Raw genomic sequence first — 11,773 nt, forward strand, 5'->3', positions numbered from 1 at the left:
CGCACGCAACCCCGCGTCCCCCGTTCGGGTTGCCCACCCCGGCTCTTCGGACAAACCCCCAGAACCCCCGGCAAGCTCATGCCGCGCGACCCCGACACACACCTCACCCACGTGGAAGGCAGCACCGACCGATGACCGGCACCCCGCAGCGCGACCTCGACCACCCCCACGATCTCGTCGGCATCGGCATCGGCCCCTTCAACCTCTCCCTCGCCGCACTCGCCCACGGCATCCCCGGCGGGCTGTCGGCCACCTTCTACGAACAGAACCCCGCCTTCCACTGGCACCCCGGCCTGCTCATCGAAGGCGCCACCCTCCAAGTCCCCTTCCTCGCCGACCTGGTCACCCTCGCCGACCCCACCAGCCCCTGGACATTCCTCAACTACCTCCGCTCCCGCGACCGCCTCTTCCCCTTCTACTTCGCCGAGAAGTTCCACATCCAGCGCGCCGAGTACGACGCCTACTGCCGCTGGGTCAGCACCCAGCTACCCGGCCTGCGCTTCGGCCACCAGGTCGACGCCGTCCGCTGGAACCCCGAACGCCGCCTGTTCGAAGTCGACTTCACCCAACTCGACGCCGACGGAGAGGCCGAAGCCCTCGGCCGCGCCCACGCCCGGCACATCGCCCTCGGCGTCGGCACCGAGCCCTACGTCCCCGAGCCGCTCAAACCCCTCGCCGACGCCCCCGGCGTCCCCGTCATCCACTCCGCCGACTACCTCGACCACCGCGAGCGGCTCCTCGCCGCCGAACACATCACCGTCATCGGCTCCGGCCAGTCCGGCGCCGAGATCTTCCTCGACCTGCTCCGGGCCCGCCCCGCCGGAGCCGAGAAGATCCACTGGCTGGCACGCACCGAAGCCTTCGCACCGATGGAGTACTCCAAACTCGGCCTGGAACACTTCACCCCCGACTACACCCGCTACTTCCACGCCCTGCCCGAACCCGTACGCGACCACCTCGTACCCCGCCAATGGCAGCTGCACAAAGGCATCGACGCCGACACCATCGCCGCCATCCACGACGAGCTCTACCGCCGCACCCTCCACGGCGGCTGGCCCGACGCCGTCCTCACCCCCGGCGTCAACGTCCGCACCGCCGGCCGAGTCGCCACCACCAAAGTCGAACTGCACCTGGAACACATCCAGCAGGCCACCCGCTCCCGCCTCACCACCGACGCCGTCATCCTCGCCACCGGCTACCGCGAACGCCCCGTCGACCGACTGCTCGCCGGACTCGACCCCTACCTGCGCCACGACTCCGCCGGCCGCGCCCGGATCGACCAGGACTTCCGGCTCGACCTCGACCCCTGCGTCACCGGACACGTCTACGTACAGAACGCCGAGAAACACACCCACGGCGTCGGCGCCCCCGACCTCGGCCTCGCCGCCTGGCGCAGCGCCACCATCCTCAACTCGCTCACCGGCCAGGAGCCCTACCCGCTGCCACGCCGCACCGCGTTCACCACCTTCGGCCTCGAACGCCGAGAGGCGCCACGCATCCCGGCCCAGGCCCAGGAGCTGACGCCTCTCACACGGAACTGACCTAGAAGACGGGAACGCCGTCCCGGGTCAGCCTCCAGTCCACCGACGCGAAGGCGCCCGGGTCGATCGTCCCCTTCGCCCGCACCCACTGGATGATCGTGTTACGAATCTCGTCCGAATCCGCCCACAACTGCGGAGCACCGGCGACATGCGGGAACGCGCCGCCACCACTGGCGCGGTAGTTGTTCACCGCCAGCACGAACCGCGCGGCCGGATCGACCGGCTTCCCCTCGAACGCCAGGTTCACGATGCGCGAACCGGCCGGCCTCGCGATGTCGATCTCGTACGTCAGGCCGTACACGGCGTCATAGTTGTAGTCAGGGATCCCCGACGCGTTCGTCAGCTTCGACGGGTCCACGGGCGCCCCGGCCGGCGTCTGCACGTAGTACCGCGCCGAATACTCCAGATAATCCTTCAACTGCGCGCCCGTCAGCAGACGCGCCTCCAGCGTGTTCTCGAAGGGATACAGCCCGGCCGCGTCCCTGATCGTCACCTGCCCGGCCGGGATCGCCGCCGTACGCGAGAAGCACGACGCCTGGGAAAGCACCGGCAGCGCCGCGTACTCCCCGCCGGCCAGCGCCGCCCGCACCGTCTCCGCCTGCACCTGATTGATCAGGTCGATGATCGGCTCGTCCTTCCACGGCGCGTCCGCCGTGGCCATCGCCGCCGTGGACGTACCGATCACCTGGTTGACGTACGCGACGACCTTCTTGTGCTCGTCCGCCAGCAGCCCCGTGATCTCCGGGTCCTCCTCCACCGTGTTGGAGTTGAGAACCTGCGCGGCCACCTTCTCCACACTCCAGCGGCCCTTCTCCCACACCAGGTCGAAGTCGAACAGAGTGAGGCGCTGACCCCACTTGAGCGGCTCCGACAGCACCACGTCCCGGCCGGTCTCCTTGTTCTTCACCCGGTACTCGGGAATCTCCGTGTGGGCGTGCCCCACCAGAATCGCGTCGATACCGGGAACCTGCTCGGCCACCAGACCCGCCGCGTTCTCGATGTGCGGCAACTGGTCCCCGTACGACGACGTCCCACTGGACCCGCTGTGCGCCGACACCACCACCACGTCCGCACCCATCGACCGCAGCTTCGGCACCCACTTCGCCGCCTGCTCCTCCAGGCCCGGGAAGACCATCTTGCCCGTGACATTGGCCTTGTCCCAGATCGCGATGCCAGGATTGGTCAGACCCAGCACCGCCACACGGACATCCCGGCCGTGCGGCGTCCGCAGCCGGTGCATGCTGTACGGCGGAAAGGCCGGCCGCAGCGTCTTCGCGTCCAGCGCGTTGGCACCCAGCAGCGGGAAGTCGCACTGCTCCTCGAACTTCCGCAGAACCGGTATGCCGTAATTGAACTCGTGGTTCCCCAGAGCGGCGGCGTCGTAACCGATGGCGTTCATGGCCTGAGCCATGGGATGGACGGGCCCGCCCGTCCGCGTGATCGGGTCCACCTTGGCGTAGTAGTACGACAGCTGGGTGCCCTGGATCGTGTCACCGGCGTCGATCAGAAGCGTGTTCCGCCTCCCCTTCGCCGCCCGCACCTGGCCGACGAGCGTGGAGATCTTCGCCAGACCGACGTCATTGTGGGCCTTGTCGTCGAACTCCCTGTCCGTGAAGTAGTCCCAGTTGAAAACATTGCCGTGCAGGTCGGTGGTGCCCATCACCGTGAAGGAGTACCGCTTGACCGGCTTGGGACGACGCCCATGGGCCTGCGCGGGCGCGGCGACCGCCCCCGTGGTGAGGGCAGCTCCCGCCCCGACGGCGACGGAGCTCTCCAGGAACGTCCGACGGTTCAGCGGCATGTGTTCTCCTCGGTTCAGTGGCGCACAACGCGCGTAGATTCTGGCCCAGCAGCCACGCCCGGCAACAGACCTTTCCGGTTACGGAGTGGGAAAGTGTTCGTCGGACACCCGTTGCCGCACACGAGGAGCCGGCCGTGACGCACGAACACCCGACCCCCGAAGCACCCCACGTGACCGTCCGCGGCGAAGGACGACTCGAAGTCGACCCCGACCTCGCCCGGATCTGGGTCACCGTCACCGCGCGCGGCCCCGACCGCGCGGCCACCCTCGCCGACCTCACACGCCGCAACACGCACATCCTCGACCTCGTCAAAGCCCAGGGCGACGCCGTGGAGAAACTCGAGACCGGACGCTTCTCGATCGCCCCCGACTTCGGCCGACGAGGCCGACAGGAACGGCCCCGCGGCTACCAGGGCACCGTACGCGTCACCGCCGAACTCACCGACTTCACCGTGCTCGGAGAGCTCGTCACCCGCCTCGCCGACGTGGAGGCGACCGCCGTGGACGGCCCCTGGTGGACCCTGCGACCCGACTCCCCGGCGTACGCCGAAGCCCGCCGCCTCGCCGTGACGGAAGCGGTCCAGCGCGCCCGCGCCTACGCCGAGGCGCTCGGCACCACACTCTCCGCCCTCCTCGAACTCGCCGACACCGGCCTCATCCCCCCACCCGGCCCCATGGGCGGCGCCCGCATGGCCTTCGCCGCCGAATCCACCGACACAGCCCCACCCCTGGACCTCGAACCCCAACGCCAGACAGTCACAGCAGAAGTCACCGCCCGCTTCACCATGAACCCACCGACGCTCTAGCCGCCCGCCCCACCCATGACAGAACTTGCAGAAATTTTCTGCAACAGCCTTGTTGAAAGCGGTAGTTACTGCCACTGTTGCCCCGTCTGGATCAGACCCCAACGGGAGGCGCAGTGCGCAACGCGAGACGACTTCTCCTCAGATTCGGCGCCATGGCGAGCTCGGCACTCACGATCGCAGGAATCGGCCTCATGGCCGCCCCTCCGGCCGCAGCCGTCGACTACTACTACGAACTTCCCTACCCCTCGGGTGAGTCCTACCTCGTCACCCAAGGCCCCGAAGGCACGTACTCCCATACCGGCCCCTACAACGAGTACGCCTGGGACTTCGGACTGCCGGCGAACTACGAGGTCTCCGCCGCCCAAGGCGGCACCGTCCTCGTCTCCGACTGGTCGCCGTACTGGCAGAACGGCATCGAAGTCATCATCCGCCACTCCAACGGCCAGTGCACCCACTACGCACACCTCAACCGGGCCATCTACAACACCGGCGACTGGGTCCCGCAAGGCCGGATCATCGGCTGGTCGGGCGCCACCGGAGCCGCGAGCGGCGCCCACCTGCACTTCCAGGTCATCAACTGCAACACCCGCGTCGGCATCCCGGCCACCCTTCAGGGCTGGACACCCCCTACCGGATCACGGCCGGTCAGCGTCAACACGCGCGCCTGACACCGGTCCCGCCCCCCCGCTCCCGGGCCCTGCGCGGGCTACCCCGCGCAGGGCCCGTACACGTGCCCGTACCGGCCGCGCGAAGGCCTCTCACGGCGCCCGCGAGCGCTCATCAGAGCATCCACCCGCACACATTCAAGACTTGTCAATAACCTTTCACGCAAAGGTTGTTGAACAGACATGCCGAGCCCCATCTCTACCCATCGGTAAGCTCTAGGGTCACACCATGCGCCGAGCCAAAATCGTATGCACCCTGGGACCCGCCACCGACACATACGACCAGATCAAAGCCCTGGTCGAAGCCGGAATGGACGTCGCACGCCTCAACCTCAGCCACGGCACCTACGCCGAACACGAGGAGCGCTACCAGCGCGTACGCAAAGCCTCCGACGAGACCGGCCGCAGCGTCGGCGTCCTCGCCGACCTTCAAGGCCCGAAGATCCGCCTCGGCCGCTTCCGCGAAGGACCCGTACTCCTTGAACGCGGCGACGACTTCACCATCACCGTCGAACCCATGGAAGGCGACCGCCACATCTGCGGCACCACCTACCAAGGCCTCGCCACCGACGTCACCACCGGCGAACGCATCCTCGTCGACGACGGCCGCGTCACCCTCGAAGTCACCTCCGTCGACGGCCCCCACGTCCACACCCACGTCATCGAAGGCGGCATGGTCTCCGACCACAAAGGACTCAACCTCCCCGGAGTCGCCGTCTCCGTACCCGCCCTCTCCGAAAAAGACGTCGACGACCTCCGCTGGGCCCTGCGCACCGGCGCCGACGTCATCGCCCTCTCCTTCGTCCGCAGCGGACGCGACATCAAGGACGTCCACCGCATCATGGACGAGGAAGGCCGCCGCCTCCCCGTCATCGCCAAGATCGAAAAGCCCCAGGCCGTCGAGAACATCGACGACATCGTCGCCGCCTTCGACGGCATCATGGTCGCCCGCGGCGACCTCGGCGTCGAAATGCCCCTCGAACAAGTCCCCATCGTCCAGAAGCGCGCCATCAAACTCGCCAAACGCAACGCCAAGCCGGTCATCGTCGCCACCCAGATGCTCGACTCCATGATCGACAACTCCCGCCCCACCCGCGCCGAAGCCAGCGACGTCGCCAACGCCGTCATCGACGGCACCGACGCCGTCATGCTCTCCGGCGAGACCAGCGTCGGCAAACACCCCATCGAAACCGTCAAGACGATGAGCCGCATCGTCGAGGCCGCCGAAGAAGACATCCTCGCCAAGGGCCTCCCCCCACTCACCGAACGCAACAAACCCCGCACCCAGGGCGGCGCCGTCGCCCGCGCAGCCGCCGAAATGGGCGACTTCCTCGGCGCCAAGTTCCTCGTCGCCTTCACCCAGTCCGGCGACACCGTCAAGCGCCTCTCCCGCTACCGCTCACCCATCCCCCTCCTCGCCTTCACCCCCGACCCGGCCACCCGCTCCCAGCTCAACCTCACCTGGGGAGTGGAGACCTTCCTCGGCCCGCACGTCGACTCCACCGACGCGATGGTCGCCCAGGTCGACGAGGAACTCCTGCGGATCGGCCGCTGCGAGAAGGGCGACCTCGTCGTGATCACGGCCGGCTCCCCACCGGGCGTCGCGGGCTCCACGAACCTGGTCCGCGTCCACCGCATCGGGGACGCGGTGACGAACTGAGGGCTCAGCGCTTGGGCCCGACGTGCGCGTCCATGAGGGCGACGGAGGCTTTGCGGGCGACGGAGATGTTGTAGGGGTCGACGCCTCGGGCGGTGGTCGTCCACTCGACGCCGACCTTGCTGAGGGTGTCGCCCAACAGCTGCCGGATGTCGTCCGACTTGTTGGTGAAGAAGTAGCGCGGATACTCGTACCGCTTGCGCTCACCGCCGACGAGTCGGGTGGTCCAGTTGGTGATCCGACAACCGTCGGAGTGGATGAGTCCCCGGATGAACGCCCAGGGGTGCGTGTCGACGATCGCTTGCTGCCAGGGTTCGAGGACGATACGGCGCTCGTGCTTCTTCCCGGGCCCGTGCTGCGGGAAGAGGCACCACAGGTGGCGGGAGTAGATCTTCACCTCCTGGCACCCCTTCCGCTGCACTCGGGAGGCGGTGTTCCCCGGAAGCACGGCCTGCATGGCTTCTGCGCAGGCATCGATCAGGCCGGGCCACGAATCCGCGCATGTGACGGAGAGGCTGGGGACTCGCATGGCCCGGTTCTGGATGATGTGCCCGTCTCCGAGGTAGAGCCCGAGTAAGTAGGCGTACGCGGCTTCGTCCAGCTCTCGACCGTCGCAGCGCGGGCATTCCGTGCTGTGTCTGCCCGGACACTCGCCACGCTTTGCGCGGTCCACGTGTTTCCAGTAGCTGATCGTGCCCATGGGGACATTGAGCGCGCGGGCCACGTCCGCGTTCTTGGCCCCGCCCCGGAGCAGTGTCAGCGCCCGCTGTCGCACTTCTGTGCCGTGGAAGTTCATGCGATCACACTGCGCGATGATCCCTGGCTGTGCGTAGCAAAAAGCGGACATTCACACGAAGGTGAACGTCCGCTTCGAAACGGTACCGGGTGCGGGACTCGAACCCGCAAGCCCTCTCGGGCAGAGGTGTTTGAGACCTCCGTGTATACCATTCCACCAACCCGGCAGGATGACCGCGTGAAGCATACCGTGTGCGTGCAGCCCTGGCCCACTAGGTAGGCTCTTGGGAGCTGTACCCGCCTTGGAAGAGGCCTTGAACGAGGAGCCCCCGTGACCGCCCCCGAGTCGCCCCAGCCCGCCGCCGACGACGTCGACGCGTCGCACGTTCCGCCGCTGACGACCCGTGTCGTCATCGCCGAGGACGAGGCTCTCATCCGCCTCGACCTCAAAGAGATGCTCGAGGAAGAGGGCTACACGGTCGTCGGCGAGGCCGGCGACGGGGCCCGGGCCGTGGAGCTCGCTCGGGAGCACCGGCCGGACCTGGTCATCCTCGATGTGAAGATGCCGGTGCTGGACGGGATCTCCGCCGCGGAGAAGATCGCGGGTGAGTCGATCGCGCCGGTGCTCATGCTCACCGCCTTCTCGCAGCGTGACCTGGTGGAGCGGGCGCGGGACGCGGGGGCCATGGCGTACCTCGTGAAGCCGTTCAGCAAGAGTGATGTGGTGCCGGCCATCGAGATGGCGGTGTCGCGCTTCTCCGAGCTGCGGGCTCTGGAGAAGGAGGTCGCTGATCTTTCGCAGCGGTTGGAGACCCGCAAGCTGGTGGACCGGGCGAAGAGCATTCTGCAGACGCAGTACGGGTTGACGGAGCCGGCGGCGTTCCGCTGGATTCAGAAGACGTCGATGGATCGCCGTATGTCGATGCAGCAGGTCGCGGAGGCGGTCATCGAGGACGCCGAGGAGAAGAAGGCGGCCAAGGGCCAGCAGTAACGGCTCTGGACAGAAGAAGGCCCGTCCCACAACGTTGTGGGACGGGCCTTCCTCTTGGGTGGGGCTTACTCCTCGCCGAGGTACGTCTTGCGGACGTCGTCGTTGTGGAGCAGGTCCTGGCCGGTGCCGGAGAGTTTGATGGTGCCGACTTCGAGGACGTAGCCGTGGTCCGCCAGGGAGAGGGCGGCCTGTGCGTTCTGTTCGATGAGGAGGATCGTCATGCCCTCGGCCTTGAGGGTGGCGATGGTCTCCATGATCTTCTGCATCATGATGGGGGAGAGGCCCATGGAGGGCTCGTCCAGCATGAGCAGCTTGGGCTGGGACATGAGTGCGCGGCCCATGGCGAGCATTTGCTGTTCGCCGCCGGAGAGGGTGCCCGCCGCTTGCTTTCGACGTTCGCCGAGGATGGGGAAGAGGTCGTAGGCGCGTTGGACGTCGCGTTCGATGCCGTCCTTGTCCTTGCGGAGGAAGGCGCCGAGTTTGAGGTTCTCGGTGATGGTGAGGCGGGGGAAGATGTGCCGGCCCTCGGGGGAGTGTGCCAGGCCCAGGGAGACGACCTTGTGGGCGGGGATGCCGTTGAGCACCTGGCCGTCGAAGGTGATTTTGCCGCTGGAGGGCTTGAGGAGTCCGGAGAGGGTGCGGAGGGTGGTGGTCTTGCCGGCGCCGTTGGTGCCGATGAGGGTGACGACCTGGCCGGCTTCGACGGTGAAGGAGATGCCCTTGACGGCTTCGATCTTGCCGTAGGCGACCCTGAGGTCCTCGACCTCGAGTAGTGCGGTCACTTGGTGTCTCCCTTGGTGGTGCTGTCCGCGTTGCCGGTCGCGGGTGCTTCGGGGGCGGGGGCGTCGTCGGCGGGGGGTTCGTCGGCTTGGGTGGCCGTGTCCGCCTGGTCCGCCGCGTCGGCCGCGTCGGCCGTGTCCGCCGCGTCGGCTGCCTCGGCCTCGGCCTGCGCTTCGGCCTGCGCTTCGGCGTGTGCCTCCGCCGCTTCGACCTCGGCGACCTCTTCGGCGCCCGGGGCGCCCTCGAAGGGTGTGCCGAGGTAGGCGGCCACGACGCGTTCGTCGCCCTGGACGACGTCGGAGGTGCCCTCGACGAGCTTTTCGCCCTGGACGAGGACGGCCACCCGGTCGCACAGGTTGAAGATGAACTTCATGTCGTGCTCGATGACGAGGACGGCGATGCCCTTGTCGCGGATGGCGAAGACGAGTTCCTCGGTGGTCCGGGTCTCGTTCTGGTTCATGCCGGCGGTGGGCTCGTCGAGGAGCAGCAGGCCGGGGTCGCTGGCGAGGGCGCGGGCGATCTCGAGTTTGCGCTGCTCGCCGTAGGGGAGGTTGCGGGCGAGGTGGTCGGCCTTGTTGGCGAGGCCGATGAACTCGAGGAGTTCCATGGCCTTTTCGCGGGAGGCGGCTTCCGCCTTCTTGAAGCCGGGGCCGCGCAGGAGCGCGGACCAGAGGCCTTCCTTGGTCCGGGTGTGGCGTCCGACGAGGACGTTCTCCAGGACCGTCATGTTGGAGAAGAGGCGGATGTTCTGGAAGGTGCGTGCGATGCCGGCCTTGGTGACCAGGTGGGGCTTGGGCGGCAGGACGGTGCCCTTGTAGCTGACCTGTCCTTCGGTGGGGACGTACAGGCCGGTCAGGCAGTTGAAGAAGGTGGTCTTGCCGGCGCCGTTGGGTCCGATGAGACCGACGATCTCGCCCTGTCGGACGGTGAGGTCGACTCCGCGTACGGCGGTGAGTCCGCCGAATCGCATGGTGACGCCGCTGGCGTCGAGGACGGTGGCGGCCGTGGCCGTGGTGGTGGTCGTCATGGCGTTCACGCACCCGCCTTCGCGGTTCCGGCGCCGGACTCGGCGGACAGCCGTGGCTCCGGTACGTCGAGCTTGTCGGCGTTCTCGTCGTGCTCGTGGTATTCGAGCTGGGCGCGCCGGTTGGGGATGAGGCCCTCGGGGCGGAAGCGCATCAGCAGGATGAGCGCGAGGCCGAACGCGAGGAGCTGGAAGTCCTTGAGGAAGGCGAGCTTCTCGGGGATGAGGAAGAGCAGTGCGGCGCCGAGGAGCGGGCCGCGGATGGTGCCCATGCCGCCGAGGATGACGGCCGCGAGGAGGAACGCGGAGTTCGGGGCGACGGGGCCGGCGAACACGTACATCTCGGGGAGGACGGTGCCCTGGAAGTGGGCTTGGACGGTGCCGGCGACGCCGGCGAGGGTGGCGCCGAGGGCGAAGGCGATGAGCTTGACGCGGAAGCCGTTGATGCCCATGGCGGTGGCGGCGGTCTCGTCCTCGCGGATGGCGACCCAGGCGCGGCCGATGCGGGAGTCCTGGGCTCGGCTGAAGACGAGGACGACGAGCACCATGACGAGGAGCATCAGCAGGTAGTAGTTGGCGTAACTGCCGAGTTCCACGCCGAGGATGGTGTGGGTCTCGCCGAAGTCGTAGCCGAAGATGTTCAGCGCCGGGATGTTGGGGATGCCGTTGGGGCCGTTGGTGATCTGGGGTCCGTTGTCGCCGTCCATGTTGTTGACGGTGATGCGGAAGATCTCGCCGAAGCCGAGGGTGACGATGGCGAGGTAGTCGCCGTGCAGGCGCAGGGTGGGTGCGCCGATGATGACGCCGAAGATCAGTGAGGCGATCGCGCCGATGATCATGGCTGCCCAGAAGGGGAGCTGGATGTCGAGGGCGGAGGCCGTGGATCCGGAGACGAGGGCGGCGGTGTAGGCGCCGACGCCGAGGAAGGCGACGTAGCCGAGGTCGAGGAGGCCGGCCAGGCCGACGACGACGTTCAGGCCGAGGGCGACCGTGGCGAAGATGAGGATCTGCACCGCGATCACGGTGAACGTGTCGGTGGTCTGGGTGAAGGGGAAGACGGCCGCGGCGGCGAAGGCGGCGACGGCGGCGACCTGCTTGTTCTTGGAGGCGATCGCGGAGAGCCGGGCCATGAGGCCGGATTTGGCGAGCGCGCCGGCGGCGAAGCCGGCGAGGAGCAGGTAGCCGATGAACAGCTCGGGGTACTCGGTGGAGATGCCGTAGGTGACGGCGTACATGCCGAGGGCGAAGGCGGCGACGATGATGAGGATCTCGGCCCAGGAGGGGAGTTCCTTGGGCTTCGGCGCCTTGCGGGTGTCGTCCTTGAGCGCGAAGGCGGTCAGGGGGACGAGGGTGGCGACGGCGGCGACGAATCCGCCCGGTTCGAGGTGGGCGAGGCCGCCGAGTTGTACGGCGATGGCGAGGACGGTGTACCAGGTGGTGCCGAGTGCGCCGAGGGCGAGGAACCGGAGGGCTCGGGTGGAGCCGGCGGGGGTGATCCAGCGCAGGCCCTTGATGCCGAGCCCGGAGAGGGCGAAGAGCGTCAGGAGGAGGCCGGCGACGAGGGTGAGGACCTGGAGGCCGCCGGGGTAGCCGGTGACGGTGAGGTCGCCGGGGAATTCGGTGGTGTAGGTCCAGGCGAGGAAGGTGCTGGCGACGGTGGCGAGGCCACCGGCGGCGACGATCCAGTGGAGGAGGCCGGGGGCCTGGGGGGCCTCGGTCTTCTCGGGGGTGGTGGACTCTGCGGGGGTCTTGGTGAGGTCAGTGGTCATCGTG

The 11,773-nt window shown here is 67.9% G+C and carries 10 protein-coding genes and 1 tRNA gene; 5 read left to right on the forward strand and 6 right to left on the reverse strand.

All coding sequences use genetic code 11. The features are described from left to right. Window positions 1–131 precede the first annotated feature (131 nt). A complete protein-coding gene (locus ACIRB4_RS08975) occupies window positions 132–1,541 on the forward strand; it encodes a lysine N(6)-hydroxylase/L-ornithine N(5)-oxygenase family protein (RefSeq protein ID WP_403289401.1) in 1,410 nt (469 codons plus the stop codon). A gap of 1 nt (window position 1,542) precedes the next feature. On the opposite strand, the gene ACIRB4_RS08980 is transcribed toward ACIRB4_RS08975, so the two are convergent. Beyond that, window positions 1,543–3,342 carry a bifunctional metallophosphatase/5'-nucleotidase gene (locus ACIRB4_RS08980; protein ID WP_403289402.1) on the reverse strand — a complete coding sequence of 600 codons (1,800 nt, stop codon included), beginning with the start codon at window positions 3,340–3,342 and terminating at the stop codon, window positions 1,543–1,545. 134 nt (window positions 3,343–3,476) lie between these two features. Here ACIRB4_RS08980 and ACIRB4_RS08985 point away from each other — a divergent pair, with 134 nt between their 5' ends. The 3 genes from ACIRB4_RS08985 (at window position 3,477) to pyk (ending at window position 6,473) form a co-directional block, all read left to right on the forward strand. After that, complete coding sequence (locus tag ACIRB4_RS08985; RefSeq protein ID WP_403289403.1) at window positions 3,477–4,148, forward strand: SIMPL domain-containing protein; 672 nt, start codon at window positions 3,477–3,479, stop codon at window positions 4,146–4,148. Window positions 4,149–4,339: 191 nt separating this feature from the next. Beyond that, on the forward strand, window positions 4,340–4,816 hold the full coding sequence (locus ACIRB4_RS08990) for a M23 family metallopeptidase (protein ID WP_403289404.1): 477 nt from the start codon (window positions 4,340–4,342) through the stop codon (window positions 4,814–4,816). Between the two features lie 226 nt (window positions 4,817–5,042). After that, complete coding sequence (gene pyk / locus ACIRB4_RS08995; RefSeq protein WP_403289405.1) at window positions 5,043–6,473, forward strand: pyruvate kinase; 1,431 nt, start codon at window positions 5,043–5,045, stop codon at window positions 6,471–6,473. A 4-nt stretch (window positions 6,474–6,477) separates the two neighbouring features. Here the strand turns inward: pyk and ACIRB4_RS09000 are convergent, their stop codons facing one another. Together ACIRB4_RS09000 and ACIRB4_RS09005 are read right to left on the reverse strand one after the other, a co-directional pair. Beyond that, the gene (locus ACIRB4_RS09000; protein ID WP_403289406.1) at window positions 6,478–7,266 is read right to left on the reverse strand and encodes a helix-turn-helix domain-containing protein; all 789 of its coding nucleotides are present in this window, start codon (window positions 7,264–7,266) and stop codon (window positions 6,478–6,480) included. A gap of 83 nt (window positions 7,267–7,349) precedes the next feature. Next, window positions 7,350–7,432, reverse strand: a tRNA-Leu gene (locus tag ACIRB4_RS09005). Window positions 7,433–7,536: 104 nt separating this feature from the next. On the opposite strand from ACIRB4_RS09005, the gene ACIRB4_RS09010 reads away from it, so the two are divergent. Further along, window positions 7,537–8,196 carry an ANTAR domain-containing response regulator gene (locus ACIRB4_RS09010; protein WP_403289407.1) on the forward strand — a complete coding sequence of 220 codons (660 nt, stop codon included), beginning with the start codon at window positions 7,537–7,539 and terminating at the stop codon, window positions 8,194–8,196. Between the two features lie 65 nt (window positions 8,197–8,261). Here ACIRB4_RS09010 and ACIRB4_RS09015 read toward each other — a convergent pair whose 3' ends face one another. From ACIRB4_RS09015 to ACIRB4_RS09025, 3 genes are read right to left on the reverse strand one after another with little or no spacing between them, the layout of a single operon-like run. Further along, window positions 8,262–8,978, reverse strand: a complete 717-nt coding sequence (locus ACIRB4_RS09015) for an ABC transporter ATP-binding protein (RefSeq protein ID WP_403289408.1) — start codon at window positions 8,976–8,978, stop codon at window positions 8,262–8,264. Beyond that, window positions 8,975–10,003, reverse strand: a complete 1,029-nt coding sequence (locus ACIRB4_RS09020) for an ABC transporter ATP-binding protein (RefSeq protein ID WP_403289669.1) — start codon at window positions 10,001–10,003, stop codon at window positions 8,975–8,977. The genes ACIRB4_RS09015 and ACIRB4_RS09020 overlap by 4 nt, the downstream gene beginning before the upstream one ends. Window positions 10,004–10,008: 5 nt before the next feature. After that, window positions 10,009–11,769: a branched-chain amino acid ABC transporter permease gene (locus ACIRB4_RS09025; RefSeq protein WP_403289409.1), complete on the reverse strand. Its 1,761-nt coding sequence runs from the start codon at window positions 11,767–11,769 to the stop codon at window positions 10,009–10,011. Between the last annotated feature and the right edge of the window lie 4 nt (window positions 11,770–11,773).

Origin of the sequence: Streptomyces sp. NPDC093600 (assembly GCF_044764755.1) — a bacterium.
Classification (GTDB): Bacteria; Actinomycetota; Actinomycetes; order Streptomycetales; family Streptomycetaceae; genus Streptomyces.